Consider the following 16,369-nt stretch of genomic DNA (forward strand, 5'->3'; position numbering starts at 1 on the left):
TATTTCTTGCAACCAGTCAATTACTTCAGATCTCATTCAAAATAAAACCCAAAGTGGATATTTACTTACTCATACCTCAGCGCTTCTACCGGATTCCGCGTTGCCGCCCGCCAGCTTTGCCAACTAACCGTTAGCAGCGCAATTCCCAAGGCCAGCAAACCTGCCAGCGCAAAGATCCACCAACTCAAGGTGGTTTTGTAGGCGAAATTTTCAAGCCATTTACTCATCGCATACCAGGCAATGGGACAGGCAAGTACAAAAGCAATAGCCACCCATTTGACAAAGTCTTTATTCAGCATCGCCATCACTTCGATAATCGTGGCCCCATTGACTTTGCAGATGCCGATTTCTTTGGTCATAGCTACCGAATGTTGTATAATTTGCCCAAGCAAGCCCAAGCAGGTGATAAAAATTGTGATGAACGAAAAGAAACTTATTGCCTTTCCTTGTTTCTCTTCCTTTTTATAAAGTGAATTGAAATATTGATTGTAAAAAACAGGATCAAATGGATAATTCGGGATAATAGTTCCCCATAATTTTTTGAGCTGCTTCATTTGCTCAAGAGCACTTCCTTCCATAAGTCTGACATTTAGAAAAAAACGACTTTCTTTGGAATAGATTAGACAAGTTGGTTCAATTGAAGAATGTAACGAAGCAGTATTAAAATCACTTACCACCCCAACAATAGTAATTCCCCAAAATAGTTTGTCCTTTACCTTTAAAAGCTCCTCTAAATTATCACATCCGAAGGCTTTCAAAGTGGCTCGGTTAACCAGACATGCTTTCTCCAGATCTGAAGGCAAAAAATTTCTTCCTTCCACACAAGAAATGCCCATCGTTGATATAAAATCCTCATCTCCACTAATACCAAGAACATTAAATGCTTTTCCAATACTTTCCTCAGTTCCTTCAAGATTTATATAGCCGGGGCCACCATCACTCCAAGAACAGTTTTGCACGAATGAGAGACCCTCAACTTGACTTTTCAATACGTCATGTGCCTTAAATGCCCCAGGTACTTCCAACTTAACAACACGTTCGGCATCAAAACCTAGTGACTTTTCATGTAGCATCTTTAATTGCCCATTAATAGCAATAGCACAGACAATTAAAACAATTGAGATTGATAACTGAAACACAGTAAGAAATGAACTCAGCTTATTGCGGTACCCAATCTTCCTCCGTTTCAGCAAATAACTTATTCCATTTTTACTACTAGACCATCCAGAAATAAAAGATACCAGACATATTATTCCCAACACCATGCACAATAGGAAAATTATGAGTCTGCTTGAATACAAATCTGTAAAGGTCAGTGACGTTTGTGAGATACTGTTTACCATTGGTAATCCAAACCACACTATACAGATAGAAACAATTAAAGCAATACCTATCGACAACGATGATTCTATAAAGCAATAAGATACGATATGCTTAAATCTGGCACCGTGAATAAGATTAATCCCTGTTTTTGTTTTTGATGCAAGCTGAGATGCCAACAGGAAGTGTATATAGTTGACAAGGGACAAGATCAGAATAAGCCCTCCGATTGCGGCAAACAAATAAATTAAGGCTGTATTGCCAACTTTGTTACGGTTACCATATATACCCGTCGTAAAGTACATACTTTTTATAGGCTGTAGTGATACTTGACCTACATTAGGATTATAGACAGACAATGTGCTATTAAGTGATTGGCCCAATTTTTCAGGGCTACTATCTCCTTTCAGTAAAATAAAATGGTTGGTTGGCTTAACTCGCTTGCCATTTCGTTGGCTATTACCAAATCGATAGCTGAGATTCTCTGAATTTAAAATTAAATCGGCCCTAAAACTACTTTCAGCTGGCAAATCTTGAATTATTGCTGTTACTGTTAATTTATTGTTGTTAAAAGCACTTACCACCTTCCCAAGAGGATCAATACCCGGAAATAGTCTCTTTGCTGTTGACTCTGGAAGCACAATCGAATTTTTATCAGGCATTGGAACATCACTCAAACATTGAAGTACTTTAATAGAGAACAGATCGAAAAATTCGTTTGTTGTACAGATAAAATGTGGTGTTTTTAGAAACGTATTCTCTGTATGAAATAAAAAAGGCCATATTTCTTTCTGATAAACAGGACATGCCATCTCAATATCCGGATATTTAGTGTTCAAAACCGAATAAAGTTCATAGTCTATATCTACATTTTGCTCATGCCCATTTTTCTCAACCAGCCGATACAAGCGCTGATGATTTTCGTACACCGTATCCATACGATATTCTTGATTCACAAAAAGCGAAATGCTTATAAATGCAGCAAGCCCTATTGCAAATCCCAATATCCCAAGAAATGAATATATTTTTCGTCTTTTTAACGACCTAAATGCTCTTTTAAGGTTGTGTCCCATCATTGAACCAATCATTTTCTTTTACTATTGTTTCTCATTCTGTCTTTTCAAAGTTAAGAAGCCCCAAACTCCTCCTTTTAACTGTTCTTGCTTTAGTCAACGTGTGATGTAGTGTTACTCATACCGCAAGGCTTCAACCGGATTCCGCGTTGCCGCCCGCCAGCTTTGCCAACTAACCGTTAGCAGCGCAATTCCCAAGGCCAGGAATCCAGCCAAGGCAAATATCCACCAGCTTAAGGTGGTTTTGTAGGCGAAGTTTTCCAACCATTTACTCATGGCATACCAGGCAATGGGGCAGGCAAGCACAAAAGCAATGACAACCCACTTCACAAAGTCCTTATTCAGCATGGCGAGTATTTCGGTTACTTTGGCCCCATTGACTTTGCGAATGCCGATTTCTTTGGTACGACGATCAACAGCGTACCAAGTCATCCCAAACAAGCCGAAAGCTGTTAGGGAAAGGCTGATAATCGTAAAGAAGCCAATTATCCTTGCTGTTTTCGAGTAGTTACTGTGCAATTGTTCAAACTCATCACGAATAAAGGTGTAGTTGAAAATTTTATCGGGGAAATATTCCTCCCATCTTTTCTTTATCTCTGCCATTGTTGGAGCTAACCCATTCGCATTTAACCGTAACTGAAGGACCTGAATACTGCTTCCCTTTTCAGGATTGAACAGAGAAATAATTGTTGGTTTTACCTGTTTACTGAATGGCTCTGTATAAAAATCAGCAATTACACCTTTTATGACAAGGCTTTTATCAAAAACAGGTAAGGGCTTCCCAACCGGATCATCGATGCCATATTTCCGAACGAATGTCTCATTTACAACAACCTGCTTACTTCCAACCGACTCACTCTTCGAAAAGATTTCACCCTCAATTAGCCTAAAGCTATGTGTTTTTAAGAAATCGCTGTCGAAAGTATAGGTCAGTACCGAAACATTATCGTCGTTCATTGCAATCCATGCATTCAGAAAACCGGAGCTGGACAGCGTTCCACACTGAACTCCACTTAATGCAGTAATATCATTTTTAAATGCTTTGAGTTTTAATCCGGAAATGTCGCCCCCGTTAATCTGAATAATATTTTTATCGATATTGGATGTTTCTGTAATAAAATCCAATTGTTTGGAATACATCATTGCGCCAACAATCAGAATAATGGAAATCGTAAATTGCAGAACCACCATACCATTGACAACCCGTGCCTTATGCTTCGGAGTGTCATTTTTCAGAAATTGAAAAGATTGGTTTCTAGCCATCCTGATGAATAGATACAAGGACGGTATTACGATAAGCAGAAACAGCAGTATAACATAACCCGCAATAACCATTCTGTTGGCAAGAAAAGACAAGGAAACATAAGCATTAAACAGTGAATTAAATACTGGAAGAAGCAAGATTACGAGAATAAATGACAATAAAAATCCCACAAAAACAGCTAAAAATGTTTCACTAACCAGCTGAATTCCGAGTTGCTTTTTGTCCGCCCCCAATATTCCTTGAATCCCGGTGTTCTTTTCATTTTGAAACATACGTACCAGGTACATATTCATGTAGTTGAAGCAGGAGATAAACAGAATCGCAATTGTTGCGAGTATGCTTATGTACAAAAAAGAACGATCCCGATGCATCAGAAACTCCCAGCTGCTTTGTGTTTCACTCTTATCAAAATACACATCCGTAAGCGGTTGGAGGTAATATTGGCACTCCTGTGTTAGCTTAGGAAGCACACTGCCATCTTTCTTCATTTGTGCCAAAACAGAGGCTGACGAAGCTTTTTTATCGAGCTTTACAAAAGTTACTCCACCGTAATAAGAACCTAAATCGATAGGCAGTAGCACATCGAACTTCAGAAAGGAAGCAGCCTCCGAATCATCAACTACGGATGTGATTGTATAGAGAGTTGCATTGTTATTCTCATGAAGTGAAAAAGTCTTTCCGACAACATTGGTCTCACCAAAAATCAGCTTTGCTTTGCTGGCACTCACTGCGGCCTCTCCAGGACTTGAAAGAGTTTTTGCCACATCGCCATAAAGCGTAGGGATGGTGAAAAAACGATCAAGGTCTTTATCTGCAGAAACAAGCAAGAGTTTATCCGACCTAAAGTTATCAGCCTCAAAAATGACATTTTCATCCACGCGCTTAAACCGACAAAAAGTTTCAACTTCGTGATACCGATCTTTCATCATCGAAGGCAATGCAGGCAAAATGAATGAGGTTTTTTCTTTGCTCTGCACATCCATCGGATTATCACTTTTCAGTAAAAATATCCGGTCTTTGGCTGGACTACCCTCCGAGATTTGCCACTCATTGGCTACAAATGCAATTAAGAGGTTACAGCAAGTAAGTCCAATAATCAAACTAAGAATAGAGATAATCGTAAAGACTTTATTCCGCCTCCAGTTGCGGATGATCAGGTTTAAATTTGTTTTTGAAAGCATCTGTATTTCTGTGTATTGTTATTGATATCAATCGTTTTTTCTCTCTCAAACCATAAGAATGGAAACCTCACTCATACCGCAGCGCTTCCACCGGGTTACGGGTAGCTGCCCGCCAGCTTTGCCAGCTAACTGTTAGCAGAGCAATTCCCAAGGCCAACACACCTGCCAACGCAAAAATCCACCAGCTTAAGGTGGTTTTGTAGGCAAAATTCTCTAACCATTTACTCATGGCATACCAGGCAATTGGGCAGGCAAGTACAAAAGCAATAGTCACCCATTTGACAAAGTCTTTATTCAGCATCGCCATCACTTCGATAGTCGTGGCGCCGTTTACTCTGCGGATACCAATTTCTTTAATCCTGCTGCGTGTATCGTAAAGCGAAATGGCAAACAAGCCAACCGACGAAATCAGGTAAGCAATAAGGGTGAAAAGTATATAGATCTCACTAAGTCGTTTTTCTTTCTGGTACATGGCTGCAATATCGTCGGATAAAAAAGTGTATTCGAATGTTTCTCCGGGGTTAAGTTCACTAAATAGCTTCTGCACAAACTGAATTCCCCGCTGCGCTGCTCCCTCTTCAAACTGAATCATAAAATTGGCTTCAATATCTTCGAAATACACCATCGCCAAAGGGCGCGGTTTTACCGATAAATGTTCGGAGTTAAAGTCCTTAACAACACCAAGTATTTCAAACCCCGCATTCTCTTCATCAAAATTAGACCAATACTTATTGAGAATTCTGGCAGAAGAAATATCCTCTATTGCCCAATACTTCTTGGCGGCCTCATTAATAACAACTTTATTCTCCCGCTGCTTATCTTTCTCTTTTTCAAAAAAGCGACCTTCCACTAGCTGTAAATCCAGCGTTGTAGCATAATCGGGAGTTACTGCCAAAAAATTAGCTGAAGCATAATCTCGGTCATCCCCCTGCAGCTTCCAAGGCATGGAATAGGTATTGATGGGCGACTTACCTTGCGTGAAAGACTTTATTGAACTATTGGCAGACAACTCATTTATTACGTACTGAAAATTTCTCTTCGATTCTTCTCGCTGTGCAGCACGATCCTCCTGATTATCTAGGAAAGGCTGCTCATAAAAAAGTTTAGTCGTAATAATATTTGCAGAATGAAATCCAAGATCTTTATCCAACATTAAATGAAGTTGCTTTACCACAACAATAGAAGCTATCAGCAAAATCAGAGAAAGTGTAAACTGAATCGTGGGCACCACATTCCTTCCCGCCAATTTATTCCCTGATAAAATTTGATTTTTCAGGCTTTTAACAACTGATATTCGCAGGTAAAACACCGAAGGATAAATCATAGCAACCAAAACAAGAGCCAGCAAAATAGCCAGGTTTAGTAAAAATACCTGCCAAGCTTCCGGGTTCAGTTCAACTCTTACTATCCGATTAAAATGTGGCAGCATAAAAATAAACGCTCCTGAAATCAGTATTGCTGACAAACAAATAAGCAATCCCAATTCCGTCAGCTTTTGATAAAAAACATGCTTTTGGCTTGCTCCCGAAATTTTATTGATCCCAATGTTTTTTACCGACGAATTAATGCTGATGATCTGTAAATTTGAAAAGTTAAGTAGTGTGATGACGAAAATAACAGCTACAATGACGAATAAAATATAGATGTTTTTGGGATTGCCATGTTTGGGAAAAAGCCCGTTAAATGCAGCCCTGGAGTCATCGTTGTATATTTCGTCGAAAGCCATCACATTCATGCGGCTGTTCTTAAATTGCGAATGCTGATGCCCCAGGTTCTTTATTTTTTCAACAAAACCGGTTTTATCGAAACCGCCATCAACTAAAATAAAATTAACACCCGAACGACTAAATGAAGCGGAATGATTAGGCAGAATAAAGTCGAAAGTAATGGAACTGTTGGAAGGAGGAGCTTCGACAATTCCTTTTACCGTATAGTTTCTTTGCACGCCACCCGACAGTTTGACCACCTTCCCCATTGGATTCCCGGCACCAAACAACCGTTTGGCAAACCGGTCAGTAAACAGCACCGCATCCGGCTCTTTCAACACAGCACTTCGATCTCCTGTTTTTAATTTGAAATCAAAAATATCCAGGAAAGTACTGTCGACCACAATACCTTCTGGAGAAACAGACCTATCTTCGTATTTGAAAAGGAACTCCCCCTTGGGATACTTCTTTACACTTGTAAAATTCTCAATTCCGGGATAATCCTTATAATTAAACCCGAAAAAGAAATTGGCCTCAATTGCCTCCAACTGGCTTTCTGCCGATTGCTGAACCGTTAACAGGTAAATATCCTTTTCACGTTTGTGAAAATCATCCATCGACAGTTCGTTGTGGATGTAAGTAAACAACAGCGAGATACAAAGCGCACAAAGCGAAACGGTTAATATACTACCAGCAAAAACCAAACGATTCGCCTTAAAGGTTTTGAAAGCGTATTTTAGATAGTGTCTAATCATAGTTCCTTTTTTTATTCACCCCTCAGGGCCTCCACCGGGTTACGCGTGGCTGCATACCAGCTCACGAAGCCCTAACTCCTTGCTAAAGCAGCACCTCTCCCATTTCTTTTTTCACCTCTTCGGTAATAACCTGTCCGTCAAACAGGTTGACCACCCGGTGAGCAAATTCCGAATCGTGCAACGAGTGGGTAACCATCACAATGGTTGTTCCTTCCCGGTTCAATTCGGTAAGCAGGTTCATGACTTCCAGTCCGTTTTTCGAATCCAGGTTACCGGTAGGCTCATCCGCCAGAATCAGTTTTGGATTAGCCACTACAGCACGGGCAATGGCTACACGCTGCTGCTGACCGCCAGACAGCTGTTGCGGAAAGTGCTTACGCCGGTGACTGATTTTCATGCGCTCCAGCACTCGTTCAACCATGGCTTTGCGCTCGCTTGCTTTCAGCTTCAGGTAAATCAGAGGCAGTTCAACGTTTTCATACACGTTCAACTCATCAATCAGGTTAAAACTTTGGAACACAAACCCGATGTTTCCTTTCCGAAGTTGGGTACGGTTACGCTCTTTCAGCTGGCCCACTTCCTGCCCATCGAAATAATACTGACCGTCCGACGGGTTGTCCAGCAGTCCTACGATATTCAGCAAAGTGGACTTTCCACATCCTGAAGGCCCCATAATGGCAACAAATTCCCCTTTTTTCACGTGCAGGTTGACTTGGTTCAGCGCACTGGTTTCAATTTCCTCAGTGCGAAAAATTTTGGTTAGATCTACTGTTTTTATCATAGTTGTAATAGCATAGAGCAAAGGGCATGGGGCAAAGAGCAAGAACACAATGCGCCCCAAACTATTTGCTCAGTTTTTTAAAATTGATTTTCTAAAATTTGTTATTTTCCTACTTAAAGAGTCTAAATCAGTTAAGACTTGATTCAATTGCTCTTCATCCATAAATTGACGTCTGAAAGCGACATATGCAATATTGGCTGTCTCAAAAACCGAACGTCGCGCCATATTCAAAAAGTTAGCAAAGTCCTTCGCGGAAAAAGAGCCCGAACCTTCAGCAATATTATTAGAAATGCTCAAGGAGGCTGCTCTTAGTTGTTCTGCTACTCTATAACTTTTTGCATTTCCCATCTCCTCTGCCAAATCAAAAAGCTGATCATTCAATGTAATTGCCTCCTTCCAAATATCTAAATCCATAAATCTAAAATGTGCCATAGTTAAAACTTTAAGTGTTTCATTCAATTTATGAATTTTAGTTTGATTCTCATTTGTTAAGCCAGCAACAGTCCCCTTTGCTCTTTGCCCTCAGCCCTTTCCTATTTAAAGACAATCTTATCGTTATCGCCAAACAGTTCATAGCTGGAGGTGATTACTTTTTCACCGGGGGCAAGGCCTTCGAGCACCTCGTAATACTGCGGGTTTTGCTTCCCAATACGGATCGGACGCTTCACGGCTTCGGTTCCGGCTTCGTTCAACACAAAGACCCACTGTCCACCGGTGCTTTGAAAGAAGCCCCCACGAGGCAACAGCAGGGCTTTTTCTGATTGCCCCAGCTTCAGCTTGATGTGGTAAGTCTGGCCGGTGCGAATGTTATCCGGCTTATGACCTTCAAATACCAGATCAATTTCAAACTGCCCTTCCCGAACTTCGGGGTATACCTTTCGCACGTTCAGCTGGTAATCTTCGCCATTCCGGTCAAAGGCAGCCGCCAAATCGCGCCGTACCCGGTCAATGTAATGCTCGTCAATCCTGGCGTTAATCTTAAAGTTGGTTAAAATATGAACCAGTCCCAGCCGCTGCCCGCGAGAAATGGATTGCCCTATTTCGGCATCAAGCAAGCCAAGCTGCCCGTCAACCGGTGCTTTTACGTTCAGGTTTGCCAAACGCTCTTTGGCCATTTTCAAACTCAATCGCGTATTTTCCAGACTCTCATCCATGCTGATGCGCTGATTGGCCCGAAAGATCGAATCCTGAACCATCTTCTGATAAGTCAATCCCTGTTCTTTCTGCGCCAACTCATATTCTTCCTTCGCTTGAAGATACACTTCCCGGGCAACCAATTCTTCCTTAAACAGGCGTTCGTGTTGGCTGAATTTTCGCTTAGCCTGAATAACTTTCAGGTCAATCTGGAGCTTTTGTTGTTTGTTTTGTATTTGCTGTTGCTCAATCTGAATCTGGGTATTTCTCAGCTCGTTGGCATGGTAAGCAAGCTGCGACTCACTACTCATAATGGTGGTGTTCAGGTCCGTGTTTCTGAGCTTCAAAATAACGTCGCCTTTTTGCACCATCTCCCCCTCTTCAATATAGATTTCCTCCACTTTTCCTCCTTCTTCCACATCAAGATAAATGGTGCGAATGGGTTCAACCTGCCCAATAATGGTAATGTAATCATTAAACAGACCATCTTCAACGATGCTTACGGTGAGTTTGTCCTGCTCGGCCCGAAATACCGACTGGTGCTCTGTAAAGGCCAGTTGGTAGAGCATAAAGAAGAAAATAATAATCCCCCCTGCCATATAAAAGTGCTTCTTCTTAAGCCCTTTCTTCTTTTCTATAACCCGATCCATCGTCATTGCTAAAAAATTTTAATTCAAATTCTACCGTTAACTCTCTTTTCTCCCTTCTCCTTCCAATCATTGCTCCCAAAAACGAATCCCTTTGTAAAAGTCCACTACCTTAAGCTTGATTTCCCATTGCAAGCGGGCCAGCAAACGTTGACTTTCTGACCCGGCCAGGCGGTTCTTTACGGCCTGCAGCTCAATGACATCAATCAGGCCTTCTTCGTACTTTCGATGAGCCACCTGGTAAGCCAGCTCATCGGCATCCACCTGTTTCCCGGTCTGGATGTATTCGTGAAAAAGCGCCTGCATCTCCCGACTATTATTCAGCAGTTCGTAGTACACCGTTTGCCTGTAATTTTCGAGCTGTGTACGCGCCTGATCCTCTGCCAAGCGGGCTTTCCGGAACTGACTACGCACCTGATTCCGTGCAAAAATCGGAATAGAAATGGAAGCTCCAACATATTGGCTCCGGTTATTATTCAGTTGATCTCGAAACGAAATCGTGCGTCCATCCGCATCCCGGTTGGTTTCGTAATAGCCCGTGTTGATGGAGGCATTGAGGTGAATGGAAGGAAAAAACTGCCCGCGGCTAATGGCAACCTCTTTAGCGGAAGCCTGCAATACGGCTTCGGCACTTTTTATAACAGGTGAATGTTTGACAAATGAAGTATAAAGCGAATCGGGAACAACCGCCGGATTAGCCCCAACAGCCGGTTCTCCGCATTCAAACCGGACCTGCTTAAAGCTTTCGCCAGGCAAATTCATGCCTTGAGCCAGCTTTAACTTCATTTCCTCCAATCTATTTTCTGCTTGTAAAAGATTCAGCTTCTCCTTTTCGTAAGTGGCTTGCATTTCGGCCAAATCCGTTTTGGCTTTCAAGCCCGTTTCGATCAATACTTCAGCTTTCTTCAAATTGTTCTCCGACAGGCGAAGCTGCTCCCGGGCAATTGACACCATGCCTTGGTAATAAATCACATCATAATAGGTCATCAAGATTGAAAAAGCCAAGTCATCCTGATGATTCACTTTCTCCCATTTTGCAGCTTCCAATCTGAATTTTGAATAGGCAATCCGGTTTTGTTGAATGAATCCCTGAAAAACAGCCAGACTGGCTCCCAAACGGTTGGAATTATTGAAGAATTCGTTATTGACAATATCGTTGGTGTTTGGATCCACCGACCGGCCAAAGCTTAATCCGGCAGAGGAAGAAGCGGACAGCGATGGCAATAAATTGAACTTCGACTGGTTGGCATCGATTGTTGCCGCTTGCTCATTCAGGTCATAAACCTGTTGTGTCAGGTTGTGTTCCAACGCATAATCGATGCACTTGGTCAGGCTCCAGCTTTCCTGCCCTGAGGCAAAGCCTGGCAGAAAAAGAAAGAAGCTTACCATTATTATTTTGAGAATATCTGTCATATCTTCATCGTTCAGCACCATCGGTTTAACCATTACAGTGCCAAAAACACACAAACCTAATTATCAACACACTACAAAAGCACCTCCATGAATAATGTAAAATATATTGACATGTTTCTGTAAAATAATTTGACAGATCATTGCGCTTCCACCTTTCAAGCTCTAATTTTGATAAAAAAAATGCCCACTGGAAATATCCTTATTGTTGATGATAACAAAAGTGTGCTCAGCGCCCTTGAAATCCTTCTTTCTTCGGAATACGATAAAGTAACATGCTTGTCGAATCCGAACCTGATAACAAGCGAGCTGCGCAAAACGCCCTATCACCTCGTTTTACTGGACATGAACTTTAAAGCCGGGGTAAATACCGGCAATGAGGGCATCTTTTGGCTGCAACAAATCAAGGAGAATCATCCGGAGATTTCAGTGGTACTCATCACGGCATACGGCGATGTGGAGCTGGCTGTAAAAGCACTGAAATCAGGAGCCACCGACTTCATTCTAAAACCATGGGACAACACCAAGCTATTGGCAACCATTCGTTCAGCCATCCAGCTAAGCCTGTCGCGCGAAGAAGTCAAACACCTCAAATTGAAAGAGAAAGAACTGAAGCAAGCCATCAATCGTGAGGAGAAATTTATCATTGGCTCCTCACCCGAATTGATGCACGTGCTGAAAGTTGTGCGCAAGGTTGCGAAGACCGATACCAACATTCTGATTACAGGAGAAAATGGCACGGGCAAAGAGCTGATTGCACGGGAAATTCACCGCCTGTCAAACCGGAAGGAAGAAATGCTGGTCGGAGTGGACATGGGCGCTGTCAGCGAATCGCTGTTCGAAAGCGAGCTGTTTGGCCATGTCAAAGGCGCCTTTACCGATGCGCGCGAAAACCGGGCAGGCAAATTTGAAGTGGCCAACAAAGGCACGCTCTTTCTGGACGAAATTGGCAACCTTTCGTTTCACCTGCAAGCCAAGCTGCTGGCCGCCATCCAAAACCGGGAAGTGACGCGCATCGGCTCCAACCAAACCATTCCAGTGGATATTCGCTTGGTTTGCGCCACCAACAAAAACCTGCCGGAACTGGTAGAGAAAGGGCTTTTCCGCGAAGACCTGCTTTACCGGATTAACACCATCCAAATCGAAGTTCCTCCCTTGCGCGAACGCGGAAGCGATATCCTGGTGTTGGCCGATTTCTTCCTGAAAAAATACGCTTACAAGTACGATAAAGCAGCCCTGAAACTGAACAACCAGGCCCAGGAAAAATTGCTAAAATACTACTGGCCCGGAAACATTCGGGAACTGGAACACAGCATTGAAAAAGCCGTTATTTTAAGTGAAAACAACATTCTGAAAGCTGACGATTTCTTTTTAAGGCCGGTTACCGGACACAAGACTGACCCGGACTGCCTCCGGCTGGAAGAAATGGAAAAGCGACTGATCCTTCTTGCGCTGGATAAAAATCCGGGGAATGTTACAGCTGCTGCGGAACAGCTGGGAATTACGCGACAAACGCTCTACAACAAAATGAAAAAATTTGAAATCGGATGAACCAGTCATTTTTCATTAATCTCTTAAGCCGGATACTTTTGATTATCCTGGTAGCTATTGGCATTGGCTGGGCTGCCTTTGGCCTGCAACAGTGGCTATTAAGCGCTTTGCTAACCCTGCTATTAGCCGGTTTGGTCATCAACCTGCTTCACTACCAAAATCGCGTAAACGAACGCATCAACTACTTTTTTGAAGCCATCAAAAATGAGGACTCCAGCCTGGCATTTCCGACCCACAAAAACGATAAAATCATCCAGAAACTGAGCCAAAACCTAACCAAAGTCAACGAGCAAATTCAACGTATCAAAATACAGCACCATCAGCAGGAACAGTACTTTCGGGCATTGATTGAGCATGTGGGTACCGGCATTTTGACCTATGATGAACGGGGCTTTGTGATTCATGCCAACAGTGCCGTGAGAAAGCTGCTGGGGCTCGAACAGTTCACCCATTTAAAGCAGCTCACCAAGGTTGATGAACAGCTGGCCCAAACACTGCCTCAAGTTCAGCAAGTCGGACAAAAGCTGATCACCTTTAATGGCAAACAGGGGAAGGTGACGATTTCCATCAAGGCCAACTCGTTCAGAAACAATGACCAAGCACTGACCTTGCTGTCGGTACAGGATATTAACAACGAACTGGATGAAAAGGAACTGGACTCGTGGATGCGCCTGATCCGGGTGCTGACCCACGAAATCATGAACTCCATTGCCCCGGTTACCTCCTTGTCCGAAAGTTTAAGTCATTTTTTCCGAAAAAACGGGCACACCATTTCGCCTGAAGAGGTTGATGAGAAGATGATTAACACCACCATTCGCGGACTGGATGTGATTAAAGAACAAGGACGGGGCTTGATCACTTTTGTGGAATCGTACCGCAAACTGACACGTCTGCCAAAGCCAGATAAAAAACCCAATCGCGTTCTCAATCTGTTGGAGAAGATGGTATTGCTGAACAAGGCCCAGCATCCGGAGTCGTCCATTCAATTCAAACTGAACGTGGAGTCGCCTGATTTGATGATCCATGCGGATGAAAAAATGATTTCACAGGTCTTGCTCAACCTGATTAAAAATTCGCGCGAGGCCCTTGTTGAAACACCAAATGCATGCATTGAATTAATGGCCGGCCGGAACAAAAACGGCCAGGTAGAAGTGTGTGTTAAAGACAATGGACCGGGGATTCCCAACGAGCTGCTGGATGAAATTTTTGTACCTTTTTTCACTACCCGCGAAAACGGCAATGGCATTGGACTGAGCCTTTCACGCCAAATATTAAGGCTGCACAATGGCAGCCTTCGGGTTCGGTCGGTTCCCCATAAGGAAACCCTGTTTTGTATGCTTTTCAATGAATAGCGTCAGCTCGCCACTCCCGGTTCGGGAAGCACGATGGCCAGCACCAGGTAAGCAATCAGCATCAGGGGATTGAAGATGCAGAGCCCCACAAAGCCAATGCGCACAATAACCGGGTCAAGTTCCGGATTGAAATACTCGGATATGCCGGCACAAACTCCGGCCAGTTTCTTGTCGTTTGATTTCGTTAATCGTTTCATGGTCTTTATGTTTTTAATTGTCATCAGATAAGTTCAAACCGATTTTGCGGATTCCTTCAACGTCTTCCACATCAAAATTGCCGAAGAAGGAAATCAGGAATTGCATGTCATCGTCCGACTCGTTGCGAATAAAAACGTGAAATTCAGAAGCTTTTCGCTTGTTGCCCAACATCCAAATTTCAGCATTGTTTTCATCATCAACCTCCACAATTCGGTCGTAAGCTCCGGGCAACAAGCCCGTGGCTTTGCGTATAAATTCTGTTCCTGTCAACTGCCCTTTTTCAGGATTGTACGACATGAAACGAATCTCATTCAGATCACCTTTTATGGTTTTGCCTTCTTCATCCAGATCAATATTGAAGGCATCAGTCATGCTTTTGTTGAAAGCAAAATAGGTCACTCCCGGTTTATTCTGAAAAGTATCGAATAGCTTATCACACTTGCTTTGCGCCATTACCGTGGTGCTTGCCAGTAGCAGGCAAACAACAAAAAGAATTTGAATTGATCGAATATTCATGACTTTCATTTTTAATCGGTATCCTTGCCGGTGCGGCCTCGAAAGCCTGCCACCGGAAAGTTTAGAAACACAAGGACACCATGGGTTATTTAATGCTGTTAATTGGTGGTCAATGACTGCTCATCTTCTTCCAGCCCCAGCTCAGTCATTTTCCAGTACTTGTCAACCATGTCGCCATCATAGGTGTTCGACACGTTTTCAATATCGTAAATAATCTTCACCAGCTTATCGTCCAGGTACACACGCTTGCCTTCCGGCACTTTAATGGTGATATCCACCTCCTGCTGCAACCAGCGGGCACCTTCATCCAACCGATAGTAGGGGTTGAAACGAACCGTGGAATCCTGAACCGTGTACTGATACACAATCTCCTGAACATTCTCATTGGCTTCTTCGGCACTGCTGCCGCGTGATTTCTTGCGAATCAAAATCACAAAGTCATCCGTGTTGCTGCGTTCAACATCCAGCCGGGGGTTACCCAGCAAAATCGATTTTCCATCCTCTGAAACCACCTTCATGCGATCCAGGTCCATGTAATAGTTGTGCCGGCTGCCACTGTAAGTATCCGCCTCCAGCTCCAGGTAAAGGGTCTGGCAGCTGCTGCAGTCAATCACCTGGCTTTCGCTCACGGTGGTCTGCTTGCTGTAGTTGTCAATCTGCGACAGCGAAACCACTAGGGCCACCACCAGGGCCACCAGCCATACGCCCAGCGAACCTAAAAAGATCAGCTTGTTGTTGGTTTGAAAGCGGAACACCAGCTTGGTACCCACAAACAAAATGGCCAGCAACGGAATGCCCACCAAAAAGCCGGTGGCTATCATCAGGGTGGTCAGCGAGCCTGCACTGATAAAGTAGGTGGCGATTTCAGGCATGTAAAACTCAGGTCCAAATCCGGCCATCCAGGGAGCCGCTTCAATAAACGAATGTCCCACAATCATGGAGGCCAGGAAAGTGATCAGGCTCAAAAAGCCAAACAGGATCAGTCCGACCCCAATCAGGATAACCAATACTTTCAGGGCTACCCGAAACAGGCGGTAAACCACCTCACCAAAACGGCTGACCTGCTCCTTGCCTTTGTTGTAGGAGTCGGAGCTGCGAAACTTGTTGTAGCTGGCTTTCACTTCCTGAACTTCTTCCTTAATTGATTTCTCAATGTTCGACACCGTAGCTTCCTGCCCGCGCATCTCCAGCTTCTGGGCCGTGGTCTTCGCTTTCGGTACGGCAATCCACAACAGCAAGTAAACCGGGATTATCACCCCGCTGGTCAGGAAAATCAATACAAAGCAGATGATGCGAAGCACCACTGGCTCCAATCCAAAGTAGGCGCCCATACCACCACATACACCGCCAAACACCCGGTGATCCGGGTCGCGGTACATCCGGCGTTTCACTTTGCCCGAAGTCGCCTGGCTGCGCTCACTGGTAGTTCCTGCCGCACTGGCCGGCTCTTCCTCTTCCACTTCGCCTTCCATAAAATCCTC

General features: G+C 43.5%; 12 protein-coding genes. 2 read left to right on the forward strand and 10 right to left on the reverse strand.

Going from position 1 to position 16,369, the window contains the following annotated elements; genetic code table 11:
- Window positions 1–65 precede the first annotated feature (65 nt).
- From ACRD6K_RS07095 to ACRD6K_RS07125, 7 genes are all read right to left on the reverse strand, one after another.
- Complete coding sequence (locus ACRD6K_RS07095) at window positions 66–2,408, reverse strand: ABC transporter permease (RefSeq protein ID WP_430972690.1); 2,343 nt, start codon at window positions 2,406–2,408, stop codon at window positions 66–68.
- 99 nt (window positions 2,409–2,507) lie between these two features.
- Complete coding sequence (locus ACRD6K_RS07100; protein ID WP_430972691.1) at window positions 2,508–4,838, reverse strand: ABC transporter permease; 2,331 nt, start codon at window positions 4,836–4,838, stop codon at window positions 2,508–2,510.
- A 67-nt stretch (window positions 4,839–4,905) separates the two neighbouring features.
- Complete coding sequence (locus ACRD6K_RS07105) at window positions 4,906–7,299, reverse strand: ABC transporter permease (protein WP_430972692.1); 2,394 nt, start codon at window positions 7,297–7,299, stop codon at window positions 4,906–4,908.
- 82 nt (window positions 7,300–7,381) lie between these two features.
- On the reverse strand, window positions 7,382–8,080 hold the full coding sequence (locus ACRD6K_RS07110) for an ABC transporter ATP-binding protein (protein WP_430972694.1): 699 nt from the start codon (window positions 8,078–8,080) through the stop codon (window positions 7,382–7,384).
- A 69-nt stretch (window positions 8,081–8,149) separates the two neighbouring features.
- A complete protein-coding gene (locus ACRD6K_RS07115; protein WP_430972695.1) occupies window positions 8,150–8,512 on the reverse strand; it encodes a four helix bundle protein in 363 nt (120 codons plus the stop codon).
- A 101-nt stretch (window positions 8,513–8,613) separates the two neighbouring features.
- Entirely contained in the window at window positions 8,614–9,870 is a 1,257-nt protein-coding gene (locus tag ACRD6K_RS07120; RefSeq protein WP_430972696.1) for an efflux RND transporter periplasmic adaptor subunit, read from the reverse strand.
- A 60-nt stretch (window positions 9,871–9,930) separates the two neighbouring features.
- Entirely contained in the window at window positions 9,931–11,274 is a 1,344-nt protein-coding gene (locus ACRD6K_RS07125; protein WP_430972697.1) for a TolC family protein, read from the reverse strand.
- A 180-nt stretch (window positions 11,275–11,454) separates the two neighbouring features.
- On the opposite strand from ACRD6K_RS07125, the gene ACRD6K_RS07130 reads away from it, so the two are divergent.
- Both ACRD6K_RS07130 and ACRD6K_RS07135 read left to right on the forward strand, forming a co-directional pair.
- Entirely contained in the window at window positions 11,455–12,822 is a 1,368-nt protein-coding gene (locus tag ACRD6K_RS07130; protein WP_430972698.1) for a sigma-54-dependent transcriptional regulator, read from the forward strand.
- Window positions 12,819–14,174 (forward strand): sensor histidine kinase, encoded by a 1,356-nt coding sequence (locus ACRD6K_RS07135; protein WP_430972699.1) that lies wholly within the window; start codon window positions 12,819–12,821, stop codon window positions 14,172–14,174. The genes ACRD6K_RS07130 and ACRD6K_RS07135 overlap by 4 nt, the downstream gene beginning before the upstream one ends.
- A 2-nt stretch (window positions 14,175–14,176) precedes the next feature.
- On the opposite strand, the gene ACRD6K_RS07140 is transcribed toward ACRD6K_RS07135, so the two are convergent.
- The 3 genes from ACRD6K_RS07140 to ACRD6K_RS07150 all read right to left on the reverse strand — a co-directional run.
- On the reverse strand, window positions 14,177–14,371 hold the full coding sequence (locus ACRD6K_RS07140) for a PspC domain-containing protein (RefSeq protein ID WP_299583692.1): 195 nt from the start codon (window positions 14,369–14,371) through the stop codon (window positions 14,177–14,179).
- Between the two features lie 13 nt (window positions 14,372–14,384).
- Entirely contained in the window at window positions 14,385–14,888 is a 504-nt protein-coding gene (locus ACRD6K_RS07145) for a DUF4252 domain-containing protein (protein WP_430972700.1), read from the reverse strand.
- A 98-nt stretch (window positions 14,889–14,986) separates the two neighbouring features.
- Window positions 14,987–16,369, reverse strand: a 1,383-nt coding sequence (locus ACRD6K_RS07150) for a PspC domain-containing protein (RefSeq protein ID WP_430972701.1), incomplete at its 5' end; no start/stop codon positions are given.

It is taken from the genome of Sunxiuqinia rutila, from assembly GCF_050589705.1.
Classification (GTDB): domain Bacteria; phylum Bacteroidota; class Bacteroidia; order Bacteroidales; family Prolixibacteraceae; genus Sunxiuqinia; species Sunxiuqinia rutila.

What these genes read in the sequence shown, in the direction of transcription:
- ACRD6K_RS07095 (WP_430972690.1), bottom strand. Translation starts at nt 2,408, where the DNA reads ATGATTGGTTCAATGATGGGACACAACCTTAAAAGAGCATTTAGGTCG.
- ACRD6K_RS07100 (WP_430972691.1), bottom strand. Translation starts at nt 4,838, where the DNA reads ATGCTTTCAAAAACAAATTTAAACCTGATCATCCGCAACTGGAGGCGG.
- ACRD6K_RS07105 (WP_430972692.1), bottom strand. Translation starts at nt 7,299, where the DNA reads ATGATTAGACACTATCTAAAATACGCTTTCAAAACCTTTAAGGCGAAT.
- ACRD6K_RS07110 (WP_430972694.1), bottom strand. Translation starts at nt 8,080, where the DNA reads ATGATAAAAACAGTAGATCTAACCAAAATTTTTCGCACTGAGGAAATT.
- ACRD6K_RS07115 (WP_430972695.1), bottom strand. Translation starts at nt 8,512, where the DNA reads ATGGCACATTTTAGATTTATGGATTTAGATATTTGGAAGGAGGCAATT.
- ACRD6K_RS07120 (WP_430972696.1), bottom strand. Translation starts at nt 9,870, where the DNA reads ATGACGATGGATCGGGTTATAGAAAAGAAGAAAGGGCTTAAGAAGAAG.
- ACRD6K_RS07125 (WP_430972697.1), bottom strand. Translation starts at nt 11,274, where the DNA reads ATGACAGATATTCTCAAAATAATAATGGTAAGCTTCTTTCTTTTTCTG.
- ACRD6K_RS07130 (WP_430972698.1), top strand. Translation starts at nt 11,455, where the DNA reads ATGCCCACTGGAAATATCCTTATTGTTGATGATAACAAAAGTGTGCTC.
- ACRD6K_RS07135 (WP_430972699.1), top strand. Translation starts at nt 12,819, where the DNA reads ATGAACCAGTCATTTTTCATTAATCTCTTAAGCCGGATACTTTTGATT.
- ACRD6K_RS07140 (WP_299583692.1), bottom strand. Translation starts at nt 14,371, where the DNA reads ATGAAACGATTAACGAAATCAAACGACAAGAAACTGGCCGGAGTTTGT.
- ACRD6K_RS07145 (WP_430972700.1), bottom strand. Translation starts at nt 14,888, where the DNA reads ATGAATATTCGATCAATTCAAATTCTTTTTGTTGTTTGCCTGCTACTG.